This is a genomic window from Nonomuraea sp. NPDC048881, assembly GCF_040649795.1.
Classification (GTDB): Bacteria; Actinomycetota; Actinomycetes; order Streptosporangiales; family Streptosporangiaceae; genus Nonomuraea.
In genome coordinates this window covers 551,293-571,764 of the sequence record NZ_JBEZGC010000005.1, presented here as the reverse complement: position 1 = coordinate 571,764, position 20,472 = coordinate 551,293, and the positions used below count along the sequence as shown (strand labels likewise).

Annotated in this window: 26 protein-coding genes; 16 read left to right on the top strand and 10 right to left on the bottom strand. The window is 71.6% G+C overall.

Translation table 11 applies throughout. The features are described 5' to 3' along the window. The first annotated feature begins 296 nt into the window (after positions 1-296). From AB0C33_RS21505 to AB0C33_RS21490, 4 genes are read left to right on the top strand one after another with little or no spacing between them, the layout of a single operon-like run. On the top strand, positions 297-437 hold the full coding sequence (locus AB0C33_RS21505) for a hypothetical protein (protein WP_352321299.1): 141 nt from the start codon (positions 297-299) through the stop codon (positions 435-437). Between the two features lie 10 nt (positions 438-447). Beyond that, on the top strand, positions 448-1,185 hold the full coding sequence (locus AB0C33_RS21500; protein ID WP_358290585.1) for an MBL fold metallo-hydrolase: 738 nt from the start codon (positions 448-450) through the stop codon (positions 1,183-1,185). Between the two features lie 24 nt (positions 1,186-1,209). Then, positions 1,210-2,076 (top strand): hypothetical protein, encoded by an 867-nt coding sequence (locus AB0C33_RS21495; protein WP_358290582.1) that lies wholly within the window; start codon positions 1,210-1,212, stop codon positions 2,074-2,076. Between the two features lie 10 nt (positions 2,077-2,086). Continuing rightward, positions 2,087-2,257, top strand: coding sequence for a hypothetical protein (locus AB0C33_RS21490; RefSeq protein WP_358290579.1), 171 nt, complete (start codon positions 2,087-2,089; stop codon positions 2,255-2,257). Here AB0C33_RS21490 and AB0C33_RS21485 read toward each other — a convergent pair. Beyond that, on the bottom strand, positions 2,216-4,117 hold the full coding sequence (locus tag AB0C33_RS21485) for a nitrate- and nitrite sensing domain-containing protein (RefSeq protein WP_358290576.1): 1,902 nt from the start codon (positions 4,115-4,117) through the stop codon (positions 2,216-2,218). The genes AB0C33_RS21490 and AB0C33_RS21485 overlap by 42 nt on opposite strands. A 62-nt stretch (positions 4,118-4,179) precedes the next feature. On the opposite strand from AB0C33_RS21485, the gene AB0C33_RS21480 reads away from it, so the two are divergent. Beyond that, positions 4,180-4,593, top strand: a complete 414-nt coding sequence (locus AB0C33_RS21480; protein WP_358290573.1) for a hypothetical protein — start codon at positions 4,180-4,182, stop codon at positions 4,591-4,593. 2 nt (positions 4,594-4,595) lie between these two features. Here AB0C33_RS21480 and AB0C33_RS21475 read toward each other — a convergent pair whose 3' ends face one another. Next, complete coding sequence (locus AB0C33_RS21475) at positions 4,596-5,039, bottom strand: hypothetical protein (RefSeq protein WP_358290571.1); 444 nt, start codon at positions 5,037-5,039, stop codon at positions 4,596-4,598. A 74-nt stretch (positions 5,040-5,113) separates the two neighbouring features. On the opposite strand from AB0C33_RS21475, the gene AB0C33_RS21470 reads away from it, so the two are divergent. Further along, positions 5,114-5,641 (top strand): DUF6886 family protein, encoded by a 528-nt coding sequence (locus AB0C33_RS21470; RefSeq protein WP_358290568.1) that lies wholly within the window; start codon positions 5,114-5,116, stop codon positions 5,639-5,641. Here AB0C33_RS21470 and AB0C33_RS21465 read toward each other — a convergent pair. The 4 genes from AB0C33_RS21465 to lysS are packed head-to-tail and all read right to left on the bottom strand — an operon-like array spanning position 5,616 to position 9,553. Beyond that, positions 5,616-6,578 (bottom strand): 2-dehydropantoate 2-reductase N-terminal domain-containing protein, encoded by a 963-nt coding sequence (locus tag AB0C33_RS21465; RefSeq protein WP_358290565.1) that lies wholly within the window; start codon positions 6,576-6,578, stop codon positions 5,616-5,618. The two genes, AB0C33_RS21470 and AB0C33_RS21465, sit on opposite strands and share 26 nt — an antisense overlap. Positions 6,579-6,597: 19 nt before the next feature. Next, positions 6,598-7,326 (bottom strand): glycosyltransferase family 2 protein, encoded by a 729-nt coding sequence (locus AB0C33_RS21460; protein WP_352321313.1) that lies wholly within the window; start codon positions 7,324-7,326, stop codon positions 6,598-6,600. 60 nt (positions 7,327-7,386) lie between these two features. Further along, complete coding sequence (locus AB0C33_RS21455; protein ID WP_358290562.1) at positions 7,387-7,926, bottom strand: AAA family ATPase; 540 nt, start codon at positions 7,924-7,926, stop codon at positions 7,387-7,389. Positions 7,927-7,939: 13 nt separating this feature from the next. Then, the gene (lysS, locus tag AB0C33_RS21450; protein WP_358290559.1) at positions 7,940-9,553 is read right to left on the bottom strand and encodes a lysine--tRNA ligase; all 1,614 of its coding nucleotides are present in this window, start codon (positions 9,551-9,553) and stop codon (positions 7,940-7,942) included. Between the two features lie 89 nt (positions 9,554-9,642). Between lysS and AB0C33_RS21445 the strand changes: the two genes are divergently transcribed. Further along, entirely contained in the window at positions 9,643-10,158 is a 516-nt protein-coding gene (locus AB0C33_RS21445; RefSeq protein WP_358006890.1) for a DinB family protein, read from the top strand. A gap of 4 nt (positions 10,159-10,162) precedes the next feature. On the opposite strand, the gene AB0C33_RS21440 is transcribed toward AB0C33_RS21445, so the two are convergent. Beyond that, on the bottom strand, positions 10,163-11,275 hold the full coding sequence (locus AB0C33_RS21440) for an ROK family transcriptional regulator (protein ID WP_358290556.1): 1,113 nt from the start codon (positions 11,273-11,275) through the stop codon (positions 10,163-10,165). 90 nt (positions 11,276-11,365) lie between these two features. Between AB0C33_RS21440 and xylA the strand changes: the two genes are divergently transcribed. Genes xylA through AB0C33_RS21425 form a run of 3 tightly spaced genes read left to right on the top strand, consistent with a single transcriptional unit; the run spans position 11,366 to position 14,357 of the window. Next, positions 11,366-12,517, top strand: coding sequence for a xylose isomerase (xylA, locus tag AB0C33_RS21435; RefSeq protein WP_358290554.1), 1,152 nt, complete (start codon positions 11,366-11,368; stop codon positions 12,515-12,517). Beyond that, positions 12,514-13,257, top strand: a complete 744-nt coding sequence (locus AB0C33_RS21430) for a sugar phosphate isomerase/epimerase (RefSeq protein WP_358290551.1) — start codon at positions 12,514-12,516, stop codon at positions 13,255-13,257. Before xylA ends, AB0C33_RS21430 begins: the two co-directional genes overlap by 4 nt. Next, positions 13,254-14,357, top strand: coding sequence for a Gfo/Idh/MocA family oxidoreductase (locus tag AB0C33_RS21425; protein WP_358290549.1), 1,104 nt, complete (start codon positions 13,254-13,256; stop codon positions 14,355-14,357). Before AB0C33_RS21430 ends, AB0C33_RS21425 begins: the two co-directional genes overlap by 4 nt. 9 nt (positions 14,358-14,366) lie before the next feature. Here AB0C33_RS21425 and AB0C33_RS21420 read toward each other — a convergent pair whose 3' ends face one another. Then, positions 14,367-15,647, bottom strand: a complete 1,281-nt coding sequence (locus tag AB0C33_RS21420) for an esterase-like activity of phytase family protein (protein WP_358290546.1) — start codon at positions 15,645-15,647, stop codon at positions 14,367-14,369. A 169-nt stretch (positions 15,648-15,816) separates the two neighbouring features. Here AB0C33_RS21420 and AB0C33_RS21415 point away from each other — a divergent pair, with 169 nt between their 5' ends. From AB0C33_RS21415 to AB0C33_RS21405, 3 genes are all read left to right on the top strand, one after another. After that, positions 15,817-16,083, top strand: coding sequence for a hypothetical protein (locus AB0C33_RS21415; protein ID WP_358290543.1), 267 nt, complete (start codon positions 15,817-15,819; stop codon positions 16,081-16,083). 80 nt (positions 16,084-16,163) lie between these two features. Beyond that, positions 16,164-16,439 (top strand): hypothetical protein, encoded by a 276-nt coding sequence (locus AB0C33_RS21410; protein WP_358290540.1) that lies wholly within the window; start codon positions 16,164-16,166, stop codon positions 16,437-16,439. 120 nt (positions 16,440-16,559) lie between these two features. Continuing rightward, positions 16,560-16,922, top strand: a complete 363-nt coding sequence (locus AB0C33_RS21405) for a nuclear transport factor 2 family protein (protein WP_358290537.1) — start codon at positions 16,560-16,562, stop codon at positions 16,920-16,922. 88 nt (positions 16,923-17,010) lie between these two features. Here the strand turns inward: AB0C33_RS21405 and AB0C33_RS21400 are convergent, their stop codons facing one another. After that, entirely contained in the window at positions 17,011-17,151 is a 141-nt protein-coding gene (locus AB0C33_RS21400) for a hypothetical protein (protein WP_358290534.1), read from the bottom strand. A 226-nt stretch (positions 17,152-17,377) separates the two neighbouring features. Between AB0C33_RS21400 and AB0C33_RS21395 the strand changes: the two genes are divergently transcribed. Next, entirely contained in the window at positions 17,378-17,794 is a 417-nt protein-coding gene (locus AB0C33_RS21395) for a hypothetical protein (RefSeq protein ID WP_358290531.1), read from the top strand. 17 nt (positions 17,795-17,811) lie between these two features. After that, a complete protein-coding gene (locus AB0C33_RS21390) occupies positions 17,812-18,165 on the top strand; it encodes a YbaB/EbfC family nucleoid-associated protein (protein WP_358290528.1) in 354 nt (117 codons plus the stop codon). A 15-nt stretch (positions 18,166-18,180) separates the two neighbouring features. Here the strand turns inward: AB0C33_RS21390 and AB0C33_RS21385 are convergent, their stop codons facing one another. Beyond that, on the bottom strand, positions 18,181-19,089 hold the full coding sequence (locus AB0C33_RS21385; protein ID WP_358290525.1) for a hypothetical protein: 909 nt from the start codon (positions 19,087-19,089) through the stop codon (positions 18,181-18,183). A 165-nt stretch (positions 19,090-19,254) separates the two neighbouring features. Between AB0C33_RS21385 and AB0C33_RS21380 the strand changes: the two genes are divergently transcribed. Beyond that, on the top strand, positions 19,255-20,388 hold the full coding sequence (locus AB0C33_RS21380; RefSeq protein WP_358290522.1) for a ring-hydroxylating oxygenase subunit alpha: 1,134 nt from the start codon (positions 19,255-19,257) through the stop codon (positions 20,386-20,388). Positions 20,389-20,472: the final 84 nt, after the last annotated feature.

Sequence of the window (20,472 nt, the reverse complement as noted above, 5' to 3'; positions counted from 1 at the left end):
CCAGCGGAGCGGAAGCTCAACGCTTGTGGGGAAGATACCACACGTTCCGCCCCATCAAACGCCTAGCCCTCTTGGACTATTCCCGGACGGTTCTGGTGTGTTCTGCCGCGTGTCCCGGCCCGTACGCGTGACAATGTTCTTCATCGCACCACGCCGTGAGGAAGACGCCCGGCCGGCGGTGCGACGAAGGCACACAAACCCCCATCAGCGCAGCGGCACCGTGTCAAGTGACATGCAGGACCCCTGCAACTCGGCGGGGGTTCCATGGACACATCCGAGCTCCTTGGGGGAACACCATGAACACCGTCCACTGCCCGCAGTGCCAGCACACGCTCGACGAGGGCCCGATCATGTACCGGTGCGCCCACTGCTGCCGCGCCGTCTACGCCGCCGACCTGGAGAACGAGTACGTTCCGCGGCAGCCCGTCGCCGCCTAACCTAGGCGGGATGAAGCACAGCCCCATCACCGTCTCCGGCGTCGAGGTGACGCCGCTCTGCGACGCGGTGGGCCCGATGGGCCCCGCGATCCGCCTCCCGCTCGCCGAGATGTTCCCCGGATCCGGCCCGGCGGACGATCCGTGGGTCCTGCACTTCCACTGCTACCTGCTGCGCGACGGCGCAGGCCGCCTCACCCTCGTCGACACCGGCATCGGCGGGGAGGACTCCCCGGCGGCCGGCTGGGCGCCCGTGCCCGGCGTCCTGACGGACGAGCTGGCGGCGGTGGGCGTCGCGCCCGCCGACATCGGCACCGTCGTCCTCACCCACCTGCACAGCGACCACGCGAGCGGCGCGGTCACAGGCGGCCGGCCGGTGTTCGAGAACGCGCGCCACGTGCTCCAGCGGGCCGAGGTGGACGCGGCCTCCGGAGCCATGTCCGACCTGCTGACCTCGCTCAAGGACCAGCTCCACGTCGTCGAGGGGCAGGCCGAGATCGCGCCGGGCGTCCACGTCCAGCACACGCCCGGCCACACCCCCGGCCACCAGATCGCCAGGGTCGGCGACCTGGCCATCACCGGAGACCTCGTGCTCCACCCGGTGCAACTGGCCGACCCGGGCATCCACTACGTCTACGACGACGACCAGGAGACGGCCGCGCGCACGCGCACCGAGGTCCTGGCGGCGTTGCGGGCCGAGCGGGCGACGATCGCCACCGCGCACTTCAGCGAGCCGTTCATGCGTCTTTGATCCGTTACGGCACCATTGGCTGTCATGAAGATTCGTGTTGTGGCCGGGATCGCTCTCGGCGCCGCGCTGCTGGCCCCCGCCCCGGCGTCGGCGGCCACCGCGCCCGAGCTCTCGGGCGCCGCCGTCTACGCCGACGACGGCCACCGGCTCGCCCGCTACGAAGGCGGGGAGTGGACCACCCTCGCCAAGATCGGCGCGCTGCCGCAGTTCGCCGTCTCGCCGGACGGCAGGAAGGCCGCCTGGGTGACCGACGGCGGCGACCTCCAGGTCAAGGACGGTGCCAAGACCGTCACCGCGGCCACGAAGCTCCAGGGCGGCACGCCGTGCCTGACCCCCGTCTGGTCGCCCGACTCGACGCAGGTCGCCTACGTCGGCAAGGGCGAGACCGTCATGGCGGTCAAGGCCGACGGCACCGGCAGGCGCAGGCTCGGCACGTCCAAGGGCGTGTGCCATCTGGCGTGGGCGGCGGGCGGCCGTTACCTCGCGGGCTACACCGGCGAGGCCGACGCCGTCTACCGGCTCGACGTCAAGACCGGGAAGGCCGCCAGGGCCAAGGGCGTCAAGCTCGTCACCCACGTGCAGAGCCTGTCGCCGAACGGCCGCAACGCGGTCGTCGCGGTCCCGGCCGATCCCGCCGCGCTCGGCGACGGGAGCTGGCCGGCGGCCTTCAAGCCCGCCGTGGTCGACCTGGTGACGGGCCGGAAGCTCACCCCGGCCGTCAAGGGCCGGCTGATCGGCGCGTTCTACCTGGCCGACGGGCGGCTCGTGGTCCGCGTGGCGGGCGGCGCGCACAACACGCTGGTCGTGCTGGACGCGGCGGGCAAGGAGAGCCAGCGGATCGAGGAACCGGCCAGGGCCAGGACCCAGGCGCTGCTGCAGGTGCTGCCGTAACGTCGGCCCGGTGAACGATTTCTGGTCCACCGTCAACCGGGCCGTCACCGGAGCCGCGGCCGCCCGCCTGTTGCCCGCTCACGGCCACCGGCGGCTGCTGGCGGCCGCGCGGGCGCGGGCCCCGGGCGGGACGGCCTACCTAGCTCCCGGCGAGGACCGGCTGGTCGGCCAGGAGGGCTGAGGGCAGGAAGACCATCGCGGTCAGGCCGCCGTAGGGCGAGGGCGCGAGGGTGACCTTGATGTCGTGCCGGGCGGCCAGCCGGCCGACCACGAACAGGCCCAGCCGGTCGCTCTGCGCCAGGTCGAACTCCGGCATCTTGGCCAGCCGGTCGTTGAGCTCGTCCAGCTCGACGCGGGGCAGGCCGAGGCCGCGGTCCTCGATCTCGATCATCAGGCCGTTCGGGATGCTCGAACTGCGCACGTCCACCCTGGTCTGCGGGGGTGAGAAGAGGGTGGCGTTCTCGACCAGCTCGGCCAGCAGGTGGGCCACGTCCGTGACGGTCGCGCCGAGCAGCGCGGTCTGCGGCGGCGGAAGGATCTCGACGCGCTCGTACTCCTCGACCTCGGCGACGGCCGCGCGCAGCACGTCGAGGATGGCCACCGGGTTGCGCCAGCCGCGCCCGGGGGCCTGGTCGGACAGGATGATCAGGCTCTCCGCGTGCCTGCGCATGCGGGTGGTGAGGTGGTCCAGCTTGAACAGGTCGGACAGCAGGTCGGGCTCCTCGGTGGCCCGCTCCATGCTGTCGAGCTGGAGCAGCTGGCGGTGCAGCAGCGACTGGTTGCGCCGGGCCAGGTTCACGAAGACCTGGCTGACGCCGTGCCGCAGCCTGGCCTGGTCGACGGCGGCCTCCACAGCCGTGGACTGCACGTGGTTGAAGGCCCGCACGATGTCGGCGACCTCGGAGGTCTCCGTCCTGACCTCCAGCGGCGCGACCTCGGCGGCCGTGGGCGGGCGGGTGTTCGTGCGCAGCCGCTCGATCAGCCCGGTCAGCCGCACCTCGGCCAGTTCGGTGGCCGCGTCGCGCAGCCCGGCCAGCTCGCGGACCAGCCGCCGGCGGAAGCGCAGCGACAGCAGGATCGAGGCGAGCACGGCGAGCAGGCCCACGCCGCCGGCCACGCCGATCTTGATCAGGATGCTCCCGGCGGCCGGCGTCACCCGGGCCACGATGCCCTCCACGGCCTGGCCCTGGTCGCGTTCGAGCACCGCCCACAGGTTCTGGCCGTCCACCTCCCAGGTGGCGGCGGTGGCGGGCAGGCCGTTCATCGCGGCCTGGCCCCGGATGGCGTCCTCGGCGTCGAGGAACTCCTTGTAGACGGGCGAGGTGGCCAGCTGCGCGTACGGGCCGCGCAGGCCGCCGTCCAGGTGCGAGAGCGCCTGTGAGTACAGCAGCCGCCGGGTCGCCACCATCCCGGTGAACGCCTCCCGCTCGACGGCCTCCACCCGCCCTCTGGCCAGCACCACGACGATCATCGCGCGCTCGCGCGAGACCAGGTCCTTGGCCTCGCCGAGCATGGTGACGGCCCGCGCCTGCCGGTACAGCGACATGTCGGGCACCAGCACCATCGCGTCGTACATGCGGAAGGAGGCGTCCACGATCTGGCTGTAGCCGTCGATCACGGCCAGCGGCGCGACCGTGTCGCCGTCCACCTCGGCACGGATGCCGGACAGCAGGTCGAGCTTGGCGTTGAGGGCGTCGAGCTGCGTGCGCATCTCGGGCGACATCCCGCGCTGGTCCTTGGCCAGCTTTCGGAAGGCCGCCACGGCCCGGTCGGTCTGCCCGCGCTGCCTGGCCAGCTTGTCCGCGCCGCGGTGGGTGGCCAGGAACTCGACCGAGGCCAGCCGCTCGTCCTGGAGCTCGGCGTTGATCCGCTCCGACGGCGTGGCCAGGTTGGAGGCCAGCTTGTTGATCTCCAGCAGGCGCAGGCCGTCGCCGCCGGTCAGGCCCGCCGCGAACGCCCACAGCCCGACCAGGGACAGCAGCGGCACGAGCAGGAGGATCAGGAGCTTCAGAGCAATGGGACGGCCACGCGTGGGGGGCATGCGACCTCCGGGTGCATGATGAGATCGCCTCGCAGATTACACCCCCCTTTGGAAGGATTTCTGTGCGTCTTCCGCGTTCCGCCGCCGGCTGGACCATCGGCGTCTTCGGCGTGCTCGCCTTCGCGCTCGGGCTCGTCGGGCTGCTGTCGCCGGACTCCCTGCTGGTCCTGCTGGGTTTCGAGGTGCTCGACGTACGCCCGTCCGGCGACTACACGCTGGTCTACATGGCGGCTTCGTCGATGGCGGCGGTGAACATGGGGGTCTATTACGTTTTCGCGGCATCCGCCGACTACACGCCGTTCTTCCGGTGGACCGTGCCGTTCCGGCTGGTGACGTTCGCGGTGTTCACGACGCTGGTGCTGACGGGGGCGGCGCCGGGCGAGTTCTTCGGCGTGGGGCTCTGGGAAGGCGTGGGAGCGCTGGTCACGGGGTTCGCGCTCGGGCGCGAGGGCAAGCTGCTGCCCTCGCGCCCATGAGCTCACGGCCTGGTGTCGTCGGGGCGGCCGCCGGCCACCAGCCGGTCGCCGTCCACCGGTTCGTGCGCGGCCCGCTCGCTCGCGACCCGTTCGTGCGCGACGCGGCCGTCCGTTCCGCCGCCGTCGTGCGCGGCGCGGTTGCGGTCGCGTTCGAGCCGCCGTTCGAGGTCGCGCTTCTCGTCCTCCAGGCGGGAGACCCGGTCGGACGCCTCGGCGCGGACGGCCCGCAGCCTGCGGCGCTTCCTGGCGGTCCTGCGCGACCCGGCGCCGATCAGCCAGATCCCCGCCAGCAGGGCGGCCGCGACGACCGCTCCGGCGATGAACATCTGGACGTGGTCGAGCTGGTAGGTGTTGCCGAACAGGATGTACCTGGAGCTCTCCTCCGTCGCCACCAAGGCGACGGCGCCGCCGGCGAGCAGGACCAGGATCAGACCCAATAAGACCATCCGAACTCACCCCTTGTCGTCAGAGCGCGTTTCTTCTGCCCTGACGCAGACGGGGTATGCGCATGATGGCGGGTATGAGACCCGAGCCCGGCCAGGTGCTGCACTTCACCGAGGACCCGACCATCGAGCGGTTCGTGCCCCAGGTCGCGGTGACGTCCTCGCTCGGCGAGCCGTACGTGTGGGCGGTCGGCCACGACCGCTGCCCCGACCACTGGTTCCCGCGCGCCTGCCCGCGGGCGATGGCCTGGCGCGGGCCGGACACCACCGACGAGGACGTGGCCAGGATCGCCGGCGCGGGCTGCGGCGACCGCGTGCACGCCGTCGAGTACGCCTGGCTCAAGGCCATCATGGACGTCCGCCTGTACGCCTACCGCCTGCCCGCGGCCGGGTTCGCGCCGATCGGCGACCCGCCGCACGCCGTGGTGTCGAGGGAGCCGGTCGTCCCGATCGGCCCGCCCGAGCCGGTGGGCGACCTGTTCGAGCTGCACGAGCAGGCCGGGATCCAGCTGCGCGTGCTGGACAACCTGTGGCCGTTCTGGCACGAGGTGACCGGCAGCAGTATGCGCTTCAGCGGGATCAGGCTGCGGAACGCGCGTCGATGAGCGCGGTCAGCTCGGCCACCGGCATCGAGGCGGGCGGCAGCTTCTCGCGGGCGACCCGGTTGGCCTCGCGGCGCAGCACTTCGTTGACCGGCGTGGGCACGCCGTGCTCGCGGCCGAGCAGGACGATCTCGCCGTTGAGGTAGTCGGCCTCGATCGAGCCGCTGCCCCTGGCCAGGCTCTGCCAGGACGATCCGCCGCCACGCCGGACGCCTTCGATCGGCACGACGTCCACCTGGTGGCCGCGGACCCGGCGCTCGTCCTCGGCGGTGGAGTAGGGGATGCCCGCGTGCTCGAACACGCTGACGGCCTCGGCGCGGGCCCGGTCGGCGAGGTCGGCCATGCCGTCGGCGTGCCCGACGAGGGCTTCGACGGCGTTGCCGAGGTTGTTGAGCAGCTTGCCGTGCTTCCAGCGCATGACGTCGGGGGTGGCGCGGGCGAGCAGCCCGTGTTTGCCGAGGTCGTCGGCGATCTGCCCGGCGAGGTCGTCCACACCCCGGGGATAGCGCCCGACGTGCAGCAGGCCCGAGTACGGCCGGCCGTAGGCGGCCACGACGCCGGGTTCGAGGTGCTGGGACGGCAGCCACACGCACATGCCGTAGACCCGCTCGGACCTGCGCAGGACGGTGCGCTCGTTGGCCACGCCGTTCTGCGCGCACACGACCGGCAGGTCCGTCGGCCAGGGATCGAGGGCGGCCAGGGTGTCCTGGGACTTGGTGGCCAGGATCAGCACGTCGTCGTCGCGGGTGGGGATCGGGCCGGAGGCCGCGGGGATGCGCAGGGTCTCGTCGGAATCGGGAGTGATCAGGCGGAGTCCGTCACGCTTGAGCGCCTCGTGGTGCGCGCCTCTCGCGACGAGCACGACCTCGTGCCCGCCCTGGTGGAGGCGGGCGCCGATGGTGCCGCCGACTGCTCCTGCTCCGATCACTATGTAGCGCATTGTCCGAGAATGTCACTTCCTACTTCGCGAGCGCCACCTCGGTCTGCGGCATCAGGGCGGTCCCGCGCGTACGCTCGCGCATGATCGTCTTCAGCACGCGCCAGCCGTCGCGCACCGCGTGCAGGTTGCTCGCGCCGTGGATCCGGGAGCGCTCGTGGCTGGGCACCTCGTGGATGACCAGGCCGGCCTGGGCGGCCCGGACGTTCATCAGGGTCTCGATCTCGAAGCCGTCACAGTCGAGCTCCATGACGTCCAGGTGGTCGCGCCAGAAGGCGTTGTAGCCGTAGCACAGGTCGGTGAAGCGGGTGCCGTACAGCATGTTGGTCAGGCCGGTGAGGAACTTGTTGCCCAGCGACCGGATGGGGCTGAGGTCGTCGGAGCCGCCGCCGGGGGCGTACCGGGAGCCCTTGGCGAAGTCGGCGCCGTCGATGAGGGTCTCGACGAACGAGCGGATCTCCTTGCCGTCGGTGGAACCGTCGGCGTCGATCATGACGATGATGTCGCCCCGGGCGGCCTGGAAGCCCTCGATGAGGGCGTTGCCCTTGCCGCGCCGGCTCTGCACGACGACCCGGAGGTCGGGGCGCAGCCTGCGCGCGACGGCGACGGTGTCGTCGGTCGAGTTGCCGTCGACCAGGATCACCTCGTCGATCCAGTCGGGCAGCGTGGCGAAGACGTGGGGAAGGTTCTCGGCTTCGTTCATCGCGGGGACGATGACACTGACACTGGCGGCGAAGGGCTGCTTGTTCATGGGTACAAGGTGCACCTGCACACATGCAGCCCACTTGACACTGCCTTGCAGTGATCCTACTTATATGCGATCTCCACCGACCAATGCCTCGTCCGCCCGCGCGAGGATCTCCTCGACGGTCTCGGCGGGGGACTGGGCGGAGGTGTCCAGCCACAGGCCGATGCGCGGCGTTTCGGTCCGCAGGGCGGCGTCGAGCTGGGCGATCGTCCAGGCGCCGTAGCCGGTCTTGGCGCGTTCGCGCTCGCGGCGCGCGACGGCGGCGGCGTCGGGGGCGAGCACGACCACCCGGAGCGGACGGGTGCGGATCCACCCGGTGAACCGCTCCAAGTCCTCGCCAAGCACCACATCTTGCACAATTGCTGTAAATCCGGCTTCGAAATACAAGTCCGCCGTTTGGGCCGCGAGCCGGTAGCGCAGCTGCAACTGGCGCACCGCCTCCTCCTCCGACCCGGGCGTCATCTCGGCCCGGCCGCCCACGACCATGCGGCGGAAGGCGTCGCCCCGGACGTGGGCCGACCGCGGCAGGCGCTCGGCCAGCGCCTGGGCGACCGTGGACTTGCCGGCGGCCGAGATCCCGGTGACCAGGACGACGCCGTTCACCCGCGGCCACTCCTCATCCGCCGACCAGCTTCCGCACCCGGTCGGCGCCCACCGCCATGAGCAGCGTGGGCAGCCGCGGCCCGGTGTCGCGGCCCACCAGCAGCCGGTAGAGCAGGACGAAGAACGCGCGCTGGGCCGCCTTCAGCTCCGGCGTGGGCTTGGCGTCGGCGTCGAGGCCGGCCTGGAGCTTCGGCACGCCGTAGACCAGGCTGGTGAGGCCGTCGAGCGTCCAGTCGTCGAGGCCGTCGGCCAGCAGCCGCAACGACTCGCGCTCGGTCTGGCCGAGGGAGTCGAGCAGGTCCTGGTCGGGCGTCTCGCGCACGTGGGTGCGCTGGTCGGCGGGCAGGTGGTCGGCCACCCAGCGCTGCGCCCGGTCGAGCCGGGGGCGAGCCTGGTCGAGCCGGTCGACGGCGTCGAGGTCGCGCAGGATGCGCAGCGCCTGCTCGTCGTGGCCGGTGGTGATGTCGAGGATCGAGGCCAGCGTGCGGTAGGGCACCGGGACCGGCGTGGCCGGCAGCGGCCCGGCGGCGGTGCCCACGGCGCGGGCGTGGGCGGCCAGCTCGGCGGGCTGGGCCTGGCCGGAGTCGACCTTGCGGGCCAGGGCGTCCCACTCGTCGTAGAGGCGCTGGATCTCCTGGTCGAAGGCGATCTTGAAGGACTGGGCGGGCTTGCGGCGGGCGTACAGCCAGCGCAGCACGGGCGCCTCCATGATCCCCAGCGCGTCGGCCGGGGTCGGCACGTCGCCCTTGGAGCTGCTCATCTTGGCCATGCCGGTGATGCCGACGAAGGCGTACATCGGGCCGATCGGCTGCTCGCCGCCGAACACCTCGCCGACGATCTGGCCGCCGACGACCCAGGCCGAGCCGGGGGAGTGGTGGTCGACGCCCGACGGCTCGAAGACCACGCCCTCATGCGCCCACCGCATCGGCCAGTCGACCTTCCACACCAGCTTGCCGCGATCGTGCTCGGCCAGCCGCACGGTCTCGCCGAACCCGCACTCGCAGGTGTAGGCCAGCTCGGTCGTCTCGTCGTCGTACGCGGTGACCTTCGTGAGGTCGCGCTCGCACAGCTCGCAGTACGGCTTGTACGGGAAGTAGTCGGCCACCTCCCGGCCGCCGTCCTTGGTCCGGTACGCCGCCAGGATCGCGTCGATCCGCGACCGCTCGCGCACGGCCAGCAGGATCTGCTCCCGATAGGCGCCCGAGGTGTACTGCTCGGTCTGGCTGATGCCCCGGTAGTCGACGCCCAGCTCGGCCAGCGCGGCGGTCATCGGCGCCTTGAAGTGCTCGGCCCAGTTGGCGTGCGGGCTGCCCGGCGGGGCGGGCACCGAGGTCAGCGGTTTGCCGATGTGCTCGGCCCAGGACGGGTCGACGCCCGCGGGCACCCTGCGGAAACGGTCGTAGTCGTCCCAGGACAGCAGGTGGACGCAGTCGAGGCCGCGCCGCCTGATCTCGTCGGCGACGAGGTGGGGGGTCATGACCTCGCGCAGGTTGCCCAGGTGGATGGGGCCCGAGGGGCTGAGCCCGGAGGCGCAGACGATCGGTTTGCCCGGGGCACGACGCTCCGCCTCGGAGATCACCTCGTCCGCGAACCTGGAGACCCAGTCGGCCTCTGCACTTTCCGCCATCGAGCCATTGTCGCGGCTCGCCCGGGTCATACGCGAACCGGCCGAAAATCCGGTGCGTCGCCGGCGAGCCCTGCAGTAGCCTCCCGCGCATGACGCCACCCCGTGTACGTCCGCCCTTCGTGGCCGACGAACGTACCCAGCTCGTCGGCTGGCTGGACATGCAGCGCTCGATCGTCCACTGGAAGTGCGAGGGGTTGTCCGAGGCCGACGCCCACCGGCCGGTCCTGCCGACCTCGCCCCTGATGACGGTGGCCGGTCTGGTCGCCCACATGCGCTGGACCGAGCACTGCTGGTTCGAGGTGCTCTTCCTGGGCGGCAGCGCCGAGGGCAACCCGCAGTTCCTGGAGGAGCCCGAAGACGCCGACATGCTGGTCGAGGGCGTCACGCTGGCCCAGCTCCTCGACGACTACGCCAAGCAGTGCGAGCGCTCCAACGAGATCGTCGCCGCCCACTCGCTCGACGACGTCGGCAAGCACCCCGACTTCCGGTCGGCGGCGTCCTCGCTGCGCTGGGTGCTGATCCACATGGTCGAGGAGACCGCCAGGCACGCCGGCCACCTCGACATCGTCAGAGAGCTGGTCGACGGGAACAAGGGCTACTACTGACCCGTCACACGCCCAGCACGCCCGCCGGGTCGGCGACGATCCGCTGGATGATCAGCCCGGCCGCCCCCAGCACCGCCGCGTCGGCGCCGTTGGCCGAGACGACCAGGGCGGGCGGCGTGCCGCGCATCTGCCCCAGACGGGCCGCCAGCACGTCCCGGGCCGGGGTCTCCAGCCACGGGAACAGCGGGGCGAAGACGCCGCCGAGCACGATCCGGCCGGGGTCCAGCAGATGCACGGCCGACGTGAGCGCCACCCCGAGCGCCTCCCCGGCCCGCGCGCAGGCGGCCAGCGCGCGCCGGTCGCCCGCGGCCAGCGCGTCGGCCAGGGCGGCGACCGAGTCCAGGTCGCCGAGCAGGGCGTCCTGGCCCGCGTACACCTCCAGGCAGCCGCGGCCGCCGCAGCGGCAGGCGGGGCCGTCGGGGGTCACGACGACATGGCCCAGCTCGCCGGCCAGCCCGTACGTCCCCCGGAACACGGTCCCGTCCACGACCAGCCCGGCGCCGACGCCGATCTCGCCGGAGACGTAGAGGAAGTCCGTCGCCCGCGAGCCGAACCACAACTCGCCCAGCGCCGCCAGGTTCGCCTCGTTGTCGACCGCGCACGGCAGGTCGAGCAGGTCGGCCACCCGTACGTCGCGCCAGCCCAGGTGGGGGGCGTTGCGCAGCAGGCCGTCCTCGACCGTGCCGGGCACGGCCAGGGCGGCACCGATGATCCGCAGCCCGGCCGCCTCGGCCTCCGCGGTGACCTCCTTCACCAGGTCGCGCAGCAGTTGCAGCACGTCGGCCGGGTCGGAGCCGCGGTTGTCGGCCGGACGGATGCGGCGCAGGCGTACGGACCGGGTCAGGTCGACCACGCAGGCGGCCAGATAGTCGATGTTGACCTCCAGCCCGAGCGCGGCCACCCGGTGCCCGCTCAGCCGCACGGCCACGCCGGGCCGCCCGCGCTCGCCGTCGCGCACCGCGCCCGACTCGCTCACCGCGCCGGCCTCCAGCAAGGCCGCGACCAGGCTGGACACGGTGGTCTTGGTCAGCCCGGTGAGCTCGGCCAACGCCGCCCTGGTGAGCGGGCCATGCGCGTGGACGGCCTGGAGTACCACGGCCAGATTGCGGGCACGCATGGAATCATGCCGGACCCCCCTTGACGCCACCATGCATGCCTCCTCAGGATTATGTACAGATTATGGACTAAAGGTAGGGGACGTCAGCAAATGTCATCCTTCACTCCGACACCCGCCGATCGCTTCACCTTCGGACTCTGGACCGTGGGCTGGCAGGCCCGTGACCCGTTCGGCGACGCGAGCCGTCCCGCGCTCGACCCCGTCGAGAGCGTGCACCGGCTGGCCGAGCTCGGCGCGTACGGCGTCACCTTCCACGACGACGACCTGCTGGCCGTCGAGCCCGACCGGGACAAGGCGATCGCCGCCTTCCGCAAGGCCCTGGACGAGACCGGGATGAAGGTCCCGATGGCCACCACGAACCTGTTCACCCACCCGGTGTTCAAGGACGGCGCGTTCACCAGCAACGACCGCGACGTGCGCCGGTACGCCCTGCGCAAGGTCATGCGCAACATCGACCTGGCCGCCTCGCTCGGCGCGACCACGTACGTGTGCTGGGGCGGCCGCGAGGGCGCCGAGTCCGACGCGGCCAAGGACGTCAAGGCGGCCCTCGACCGCTACAAGGAGGGCCTGGACCTGCTCTGCCAGTACGTCCTCGACCGCGGCTACGACCTGCGCTTCGCCCTGGAGCCCAAGCCCAACGAGCCGCGCGGCGACATCCTGCTGCCGACCATCGGCCACGCCCTGGCGCTCATCAACGACCTGGCGCACCCGGAGATGGTGGGCCTCAACCCCGAGGTCGGCCACGAGCAGATGGCGGGGCTCAACTTCGTCCACGGCATCGCCCAGGCGCTGTGGCACGGCAAGCTGTTCCACATCGACCTCAACGGCCAGCACGGCCCGAAGTACGACCAGGACCTGATCTTCGGCCACGGCGACCTCAAGAGCGCCTTCTTCCTGGTGGACCTGCTGGAGAACGGCGGCTACGACGGCCCCCGCCACTTCGACTACAAGCCGCTGCGCACCGAGGACCCCGACGACGTGTGGGACTCGGCCGCCGCCAACATGCGCACGTACCTGATCCTGAAGGAGAAGTCGCGCGCCTTCCGCGCCGACCCCGAGGTCCAGGAGGCCCTGCGCGCCTCCCGCGTGGACGAGCTGGCCCGGCCCACCCTCGCCGCGGGCGAGACCTGGCAGGACCTGGCCGCCGACGACTTCGACCCCGAGGCGGCGGCCCGGCGCGGCTTCCACTTCACCCGGCTCAACCAGCTCGCCCTTGAGCACCTCATGGGGGTCCGTGGATGACCAGGCCGCTCAGCGTCCAGCTCTACACCGTCAAGGAACAGCTCGCCGCCGACCGCGACGGCACCCTTGAGCGCATCGCCGGCATCGGTTACGGCGCCGTCGAGCCCTTCGACCCGACCGCCGACCCCAAGGGCTTCCGCCAGGTGATCGACGACCTGGGGCTCACGGTGAGCAGCACGCACGCGTACGCGCTGCTCAGCCAGGACCCCGCCGAGGTCTTCGACGCCGTCGCCACGGTCGGCGCCGACCTGGTGATCATCCCCGGCGGCGTCCCCGAGGCCGAGTTCACCACCCGCGACGGCCTCTCGCGCACCGCCGACCTGCTGAACGGCCTGGCCGAGCAGGCGGCCGGGCACGGCATGCGCATCGGCTACCACAACCACTGGTGGGAGATCGAGCCCAGGATCGACGGCCGGCACGCCATCGAGGCGCTGGCCGACCTGTTAGCCCCCGAGGTGTTCCTGGAGATCGACACGTACTGGGCGGCCGTGGGCGGCGCCGACGTGCCCGCCCTGCTCGGCCGCCTGGCCGGGCGCACGCTCGCGCTGCACGTCAAGGACGGGCCGATGGTGAAGGGCGAGCCGCACACGGCGGTGGGGGCGGGCGCGATGCCGGTGCCCGAGATCCTGGCCGCCGCGCCGGACGCCTGGCGGATCGTCGAGCTGGACACGTGCGCGACCGACCTGTTCACCGCCCTGGCCGACAGCCACGCCCACCTGACCGGCCTGGAGGGCTCATGAGCAGCGGGCCGGTCGGCGTCGCGGTCGTCGGCGCCGGGGTGATCAGCGCCCAGTACCTGCGCAACCTCACCGCCTTCCCCGACGTGCGGGTGCTCGGCGTGGCCGACCTCGACACCGGCCGGGCCGCCGCGGCGGCCCGCGAGCACGGCGTGCCCGCCTCGGGCAGCCTGGCCGAGATCCTCGCCCTGCCCGAGGTCGAGATCGTGGTCAACCTGACGGTCCCGGCCGCGCACGCGGCCGTCGCGCTGGAGTCCCTGCGCGCCGGCAAGCACGTGTACGGCGAGAAGCCGCTCGCCCTGGACATGGACCAGGCGGCCAAGGTCATGGCCGAGGCCGCCAACCTGGGCCTGCGCGTCGGCGGCGCCCCCGACACCTTCCTCGGCCCCGGTCTTCAGGCCGCGGCGCACGCCCTGCGCTCCGGCCTGATCGGCGAGCCGGTCGGGATCACCGTCGCCTTCCAGAACCTGGGCCCGGAGTCCTGGCACCCCGATCCCGAGTTCTACTACCGGCCCGGCGGCGGCCCCCTGTTCGACATGGGCCCCTACTACCTCACCGCGCTGGTCTCCCTGCTCGGCCCGGTCGCCCGGGTCGCGGGCGGCACGCGCAGGGCCCGCGCCGAGCGGGTCGTCGGCTCCGGCCCCAAGGCCGGCACCCTGTTCCCCGTGGACGTGCCCACCCACGTCAACGCCCTGCTGGACTTCCCCGGCACGGCCACCGCCACCGCCACCTTCAGCTTCGACTCGCCCGTCAGCCGCAAGCTGATCGAGGTGATCGGCACGGAAGGAGCCCTGCTGCTGCCCGACCCCAACACCTTCGGCGGCCCGCTGCTGGTCCGCGGCCCGCACGACCCCGACTGGCGGGAGCTGCCCGTCGCCGCCGACCAGGCCGGGCGCGGCATCGGCGTGCTCGACCTGGCCCGGTCGCTGCGCGCGGGCACGCCGCACCGGGCCTCGGGCGAGCTGACGCTGCACGTGCTGGAGCTCATGACGGCCATCACCGAGTCGGGCGAACGCGCCGAGTTCCGCCCGATCACCTCGGCCGTGACGGCCCCCGAGCCCCTGCCCGCCGGCTGGGACCCGTACGCGAGCACGTTGTCCTGACGGGACGGCTCAGAAGAGCGGCTTGGCCAGCCGGATCGTCAGGATTCGGCTGGTCACGCCCGAGTCCACCAGGCGGCCGTCGGCGTCGAAGGTGCCGAGGCCGAAGTCGTTGTCGTTGGCCACGGCGAGCGTCACCGGGTCGAGCAGGGCGACGCCCTCGATCTTGCCGGGCAGGCCGGGGATCGCCGCCAGGTCCACGGCCAGTGCCTTGGTGGCGACGGTGACGTTCGACGGCAGCGACGCCTCCAGCGAGGGCGTGGTGGCCGGGTCGTCGTGCCGGCCGCCGAGCAGGTTCGTCGCCCGGCGCAGGTCGACGGTGTAGAGGCGGGCCACGGCGTCGGTGCGCTCCTGGAGCAGCAGGCGGCCGGGGCTCAGCACGTTGAGGGCGGAGATCTTCATGTCGCCCTGCTCGGCCGCCGGGTCGAAGCCGGCCACGTTCTCCATCGTGTAGGCCCACTCGCCGGTCGGGCGGCCGGTACGCAGGTCCACCCGCAGGATGCGGGCCGTGCTCGACGCCTTGCCGGTCTTCTTGTCGGGGTTGGCGAGCGGGCTCTGCACGGCCAGGTACAGGGCGCGCTCGGCCTGCGAGACGCCGAGCGCCTCGATGCCGCGGTTCTGCTGCCGGGTCGCCAGGATCGCGGGCAGCGTCTCGTGGACCGGGTAGCCGGCGCCGGTGAGCTTCAGGCCCTTGGGGACGTACCTGGCCAGGACGCGGCCGTCGCTCGCCACGTGCAGCAGCGAGGGGGAGTACTCGTCCACCAGCCAGAAGCCGCCGCGGCCGTCGGTGACGATGTCCTCGGTGTCCAGGCCGTTCGGGTCGTAGGGGAGCTGCGTCAGGCCGTCCCAGGTGTAGGGGATCTCGTCGTGGCCGGACTGGTTGGACAGGCCGGTGATCGGGGTGCCGTCGGAGCTCTTCAGCGGGATGCTCTCCACGATGCGCGCGGTGTCGTGCCGTACGGCCACGCGGACGATCGCCGGCGCGAACTCCGGCACCGGGAACGTGCGCCGCTTCTCCCCGTTGATCTTGGGCTCGCCGTTCGGGCCGCGGTCGGTGACCATCCAGTACTCGCCCGCGCGCCTGGCCGGGAACAGGCCGCTGCCGAGGCCGCCCAGCTTGACGCCGCGGGAGTCCTTGACGATGTCCGGCTCGAAGGCGGCCAGGTCGGGGGCGGGCAGCGTCACGTCGGACAGGACGCGCGGCTGCCGTCCCGAGGCGGCGTCGGCGGGCGCGGCGACGGTGGTGGCGAGGGCCGCGCCGACGGCCAGCATGGCGATGAACGAACGAGACATGACGCTTCCCTTGGCAGCAAATCTACAGATAAGGGTCGAAAGGTATCCGCGCTGGATGTCCTGCCGTTGAAGGGCGCGTGAATTCGTCACGCGACATCCCACGAAATTTCACGACGGTCGGTGACATGTCGTACTAGGCGGCTTTCGGGGGGCTTCCTACCGTGGAGCCGTGACCCTCATCCGGCGTACGGCCGTCGTCGCGGCGGCCGCGCTCATCTGCTCGCCGCTGCCCGCGCAGGCCGCCCGCGCCGACGGCGCCTACACCTGCTTCCTCGGCCGGATCGACCACGGCACGATCTCCGGCCAGGACTGCGAGGGCGTCGGCTACGTGAACGTCAACGTCACGATCACGGCCGGCCCCGACCCCGGCACGTACCTGTGCCGCACGGCCTTCTCCTGGAACGGCTCCCTGTCGGGCGAGGGCTGCACGGGCTGAGCCCGTCCTGGTTCCTTGCCTGCCGGTGAGGTCCCCGGTCCGGCCGTTCCCTTCCCTTCGTTCGGGGCAGGAGGGTGCTCATGACCCAAGACCCCTTCGAACCTCCCGGAACCGGGCTCATCACCTCCTGGATCGCGCTCCTCGACAACGCCCGCCACGAGAACCGGGTCATCTCGGTACGCCTGCTGAGCGGCGACTCCTTCACCGGCCACGTCACCCGCCGGGGCGACTCCGTCGTCACCGTCGAATCCTCGGAGCGGACCTCCGGCGTACGGGAGCACAACCTGGCCATCAGCGCCATCGTGTCGATCACCTTCGAGTCGCCGCCCGGTCCCGGCGGGGCCTCGCCCGCCTGAGCACCCGCCGGAAAGCCCGGCTGTGTGCCGGAAGCGCCGGACGCGCCGGCCTGTCGCACGGGAACGCGTCGTCCCGTATCGTCCGCAGCAGCGACCCCGTCCCCGTGAGGAATGATCAACATGTCCCGCGATGTGGTACGACGCGTTTTCCAGGTGGTCGACTCGTTCGACCCCGACAAGTTCGCCGAGCTGCTGGCCGAGGACGCCACCCTGGTGTTCGGCAACGCCGAGCCCATGGTGGGACGCGACGCCGTCGCCGCCGGCCTGCGGACGTTCTACTCGACCATCGGCGGCCTGCGGCACCGGATCGTCCGCGACTGGCGGGCGGGGGCCGACACGATCGCCGAGACCGAGGTGACGTACCGGCGGCTCGACGGCAAGGACGCCGCGGTGGTGGCGGTGTCGATCTGGCGCACCCGGGACGACGGCCTGATCTCGGACTACCGCATCTTCGCCGATCTAGCCCCCGTATACGAGCCGTAGCCCCTGCCCTGTATTCCTGTCGGTATTGTGGACAAACTCTCGTGCGCCGCCGGCGGCCACGTACCGACAGGAGAACCGCCATGCCCACCTACGAGCCGCCCACCCCCACCCCGACCGGCACCCCCGCCCCGAGCCCCACGCCCCCGACCCCCAGCGAGCCCCCGACCCCCAGCCCCACGACCCCGTACCCCACCCCCACCCCGACCTCCACGGCAACCCCGTCACCCACGGCGACCCCGACCCCGACCGGGACCCCGACCCCGACCGGGACCCCGACTCCAACCGGGACCTCAACCCCAAGCGGGACACCCACCCAGACCCCGACCGGGACCCCGACTCCAACCGGGACCTCAACCCCAAGCGGGACACCCACCCAGACCCCGACCGGGACCCCGACCCCCACCGGGACCCCGGCCCCGGCCACCACCCCCAGTGCGACGCCGAGCCCTTCAGGGGTGGCTCCGGCCCCGAGCGCCACCCCCTCGGCCCCCGCCCCGGCCGCGGCCGCCCCCCAGGGCTCCGGGATGCCGACCACCGAGGTGCACGGCACCGCCTTCACCAAGGCCGCCGGCGCCTTCCTCGCCGAGCGCACCGAATACGCGACCGACACCCGCCGCATCCTCGACGCCCTCGACGCGCTGGGCGACTTCGCCGGCACCGACGAGACCGCGAACACCTTCAAGAAGAACTACTTGACGGCCCTGGAGAAGGCCGAGACCTACGTCGACGCCCTGCGCGACGTCTATCCGGCGGTGGCTGACCGCCTGGCCGACATGCGGACCAGCTTCGACGTCGCCAACTGGGCCACCATCGCCTCCCTGCCCGAAGTGTCCGACCCGCCCAAGCTCGCCCCCGACGGACAGTTCGCCTGACACCCCTGGAGCCCCCGATGACCACCCCCGAAGACCCCACCCCCTACCTCGACGACGAGATGCGCCGGCTCCTCGGCCAGTTCCAGGCCGACATCCGCCCGCTGGAGGAGTTGCAGGAGAGCCTCGACGCCGTCCGCGGCCGTGGCGAGGCCGCCGACGGCCAGGTGAGGGCCGAGGTGCTGCCGACCGGCGCGCTCGGCGGCCTGCGCATCGATCCGCGGGCCATGCGACTGGGCGCGGACGCCCTGGCCGAGGCCGTCCTGGCCGCCGCGAACGCCGCCGCCGAGGACCTCGCCGCCCAGATGACCGGCCTGATGACGACCGGTCTGACCCCTTTCGCCGACGAGGTCCGTCGCTTCACCCGGGACTGACGACGTGACCGGCACTCAGTACCGGCGCCACCGCCTGAACTGGTCCTGGCCCGCGGCGACCCCCAGCTTGGCGAGCATCTGCTGCCAGGTCGGCAACAGGCTGACCGGGTCGTCCACGACGTCGCCCGGCCGGTTGAGCGCGTTGGCGGTGGTGCTGAAGATGGTGGACCCGGTCAGGAACACGACCGCGTTACGCGCCGCCGGGTTCTTCGGCAGCACGTTCGCGGCCTTGCCGAAGTTGGCCGGGTCCACGTGGTAGAAGACCATGGCCGCCGCGAAGTTCTTCAGCATGTACTCGCCGCGGTCCCCCCAGGAGCCGGTGTCCTCGCCGCGCGCCAGCTTGAGCCCGTCGACGACCGCCTGGTCGAGCACGGTGTAGGCCAGGCTGCCCCCGACGGCGTAGATGAACCGTTTCCCCACGGCGTTCTCGAACATCTTGAGCAGCAGCCGCGCCTGCGACCTGCGCATCGCCCAGTTGATCAGCACCTGGACCTTCTTGTCGATCGCCGGCCAGCAGAAGAACATCAGCAGTTCGATCCACTGGATCATGGCCATCGTGCGCAACGTGTGCTGGGTCCGTTCCAGCAATTCCGCGTAATCCTCGACCGCGTCCGCCAGTCCGCGGATGTAGGCGGAGACGCGCGGCGGATAGGGCGCGATCTCCTGGTTGAAATACGTTCGGAACGCGTCGATGCCCGCTCCGCTGTTCGGCGGCAGCCAGACCCGGGCCGCGACCTCCTCCACGTCGTCAAGGCTGGCGTCCACGCGTCCGGCCAGTTGGCGCAGCAACTCCGCGGCCGCCCGCGCCTTCGCCGGATCGCCGTCGGGATAGGCCACGCTCAACATTTGCAGAACCACACCGCCCACCCCGACGGCGGAGAACATGAACCCCGCCATCGGCAGCGCCCGGGAAGAAGGACTCATTCGACAACCCCATTCTCCTGATATCGGCAATAATCATAGGATCATCCCACCAATGCTCTTGATGACGCCAGTCCCGGCCGGAACAAGACGACGGAACTGAGCCTTGAACCGGCGCGCAATTGCTCAATGGCCTCAATGCGGCTCATGTTCTGCATCGGAGGTACGGTGACCCCCGATTTCGCTCACATCTCCGCCGGATACCACCCCGATCCCGCACTGTCGATGTCCCTGCACGCCGACGCCTATACCGCCCCGAAATGGCACGACATCGACCAGCGGGCCATCTTCGCCCGTTCCTGGCAGTGGCTGTGTCACGTGGAACGCCTGCGGACGCCGGGCAGCTACGTGACGGGGACGGTGGCCGGCCTGCCGATCGTCGCCGTACGGGACGAGTCCGGCACCCTGCGCGCCTTCTACAACGTGTGCAAGCACCGCGCCCACGAACTGCTGACCGGTTCCGGCGTCCGGTGCAGCATCGTGTGCCCGTACCACGCCTGGAACTTCGACCTGACCGGCCGCCTGAGACGAGCGCGCAACACCGGCGGCATGCCCGGCTTCGACCCCGCCACGGTGCGCCTCGACCGGATCCAGGTCACCGAGTTCGCCGGCATGGTCTACGTCAACCTGGCCCCCGACGCGCCTCCGCTGGCGGAGCAGGCCGGGAACCTGGAGGCGGAGATCGCGGCACGGGCCCCCGACGTGGCCGGGCTGACCCTGGCCCGCCGGCTCACCTACGACATCGCCGCCGACTGGAAGAACGTCGTCGACAACTTCCTGGAGTGTTACCACTGCCACGTGGCGCACAAGGACTTCGTGTCCCTGGTGGACATGGACACGTACAAGGTCACCACGTACGGCATCTACTCCAGCCACATGGCCCAGGCGGGCAGGTCGCAGAACTCCGCCTATGACGTGTCGGGCGCGACGGTCACCGAGCACGCCGTCTGGTGGCTCTGGCCCAACACGTGCCTGCTGCGCTACCCCGGCCGGGGGAACTTCATGGTCCTGCAGATCGTCCCCGACGGCCCCGGACGCACCCGCGAGACCTGGGACTTCTACCTGGAGACCGCCGAGCCCGACGAGGCCGAGCTGGACGGCATCCGCTACATCGACGAGGTGCTCCAGGTGGAGGACATCGCCCTGGTGGAGAGCGTCCAGCGGGGGATGCGCACCCCGGCGTTCACGCAGGGAAAGATCGTCTACGATCCCGGCGGCTCGGGCCTGTCGGAACACGCCGTCCACCACTTCCACGGCCTGGTCCTGGACGCCTACCGCCGCCACCTCGAACAACGGTCATAGGACTCACACAGCCCCGACCAGAAGGCCGCTTAAGGCCGCTTCCGGAGCCGGAGGCGGCCTTCTCCGTGTTCGTCTGTCACGCCT

Bases quoted from the DNA above. Each gene is read 5' to 3' on its own strand.
- AB0C33_RS21505 (WP_352321299.1), top strand. From the start codon at position 297: ATGAACACCGTCCACTGCCCGCAGTGCCAGCACACGCTCGACGAGGGC.
- AB0C33_RS21500 (WP_358290585.1), top strand. From the start codon at position 448: ATGAAGCACAGCCCCATCACCGTCTCCGGCGTCGAGGTGACGCCGCTC.
- AB0C33_RS21495 (WP_358290582.1), top strand. From the start codon at position 1,210: ATGAAGATTCGTGTTGTGGCCGGGATCGCTCTCGGCGCCGCGCTGCTG.
- AB0C33_RS21485 (WP_358290576.1), bottom strand. From the start codon at position 4,117: ATGCCCCCCACGCGTGGCCGTCCCATTGCTCTGAAGCTCCTGATCCTC.
- AB0C33_RS21475 (WP_358290571.1), bottom strand. From the start codon at position 5,039: ATGGTCTTATTGGGTCTGATCCTGGTCCTGCTCGCCGGCGGCGCCGTC.
- AB0C33_RS21470 (WP_358290568.1), top strand. From the start codon at position 5,114: ATGAGACCCGAGCCCGGCCAGGTGCTGCACTTCACCGAGGACCCGACC.
- AB0C33_RS21465 (WP_358290565.1), bottom strand. From the start codon at position 6,578: ATGCGCTACATAGTGATCGGAGCAGGAGCAGTCGGCGGCACCATCGGC.
- AB0C33_RS21460 (WP_352321313.1), bottom strand. From the start codon at position 7,326: ATGAACAAGCAGCCCTTCGCCGCCAGTGTCAGTGTCATCGTCCCCGCG.
- lysS (WP_358290559.1), bottom strand. From the start codon at position 9,553: ATGGCGGAAAGTGCAGAGGCCGACTGGGTCTCCAGGTTCGCGGACGAG.
- AB0C33_RS21445 (WP_358006890.1), top strand. From the start codon at position 9,643: ATGACGCCACCCCGTGTACGTCCGCCCTTCGTGGCCGACGAACGTACC.
- AB0C33_RS21440 (WP_358290556.1), bottom strand. From the start codon at position 11,275: ATGCGTGCCCGCAATCTGGCCGTGGTACTCCAGGCCGTCCACGCGCAT.
- xylA (WP_358290554.1), top strand. From the start codon at position 11,366: ATGTCATCCTTCACTCCGACACCCGCCGATCGCTTCACCTTCGGACTC.
- AB0C33_RS21430 (WP_358290551.1), top strand. From the start codon at position 12,514: ATGACCAGGCCGCTCAGCGTCCAGCTCTACACCGTCAAGGAACAGCTC.
- AB0C33_RS21425 (WP_358290549.1), top strand. From the start codon at position 13,254: ATGAGCAGCGGGCCGGTCGGCGTCGCGGTCGTCGGCGCCGGGGTGATC.
- AB0C33_RS21420 (WP_358290546.1), bottom strand. From the start codon at position 15,647: ATGTCTCGTTCGTTCATCGCCATGCTGGCCGTCGGCGCGGCCCTCGCC.
- AB0C33_RS21410 (WP_358290540.1), top strand. From the start codon at position 16,164: ATGACCCAAGACCCCTTCGAACCTCCCGGAACCGGGCTCATCACCTCC.
- AB0C33_RS21405 (WP_358290537.1), top strand. From the start codon at position 16,560: ATGTCCCGCGATGTGGTACGACGCGTTTTCCAGGTGGTCGACTCGTTC.
- AB0C33_RS21390 (WP_358290528.1), top strand. From the start codon at position 17,812: ATGACCACCCCCGAAGACCCCACCCCCTACCTCGACGACGAGATGCGC.
- AB0C33_RS21385 (WP_358290525.1), bottom strand. From the start codon at position 19,089: ATGAGTCCTTCTTCCCGGGCGCTGCCGATGGCGGGGTTCATGTTCTCC.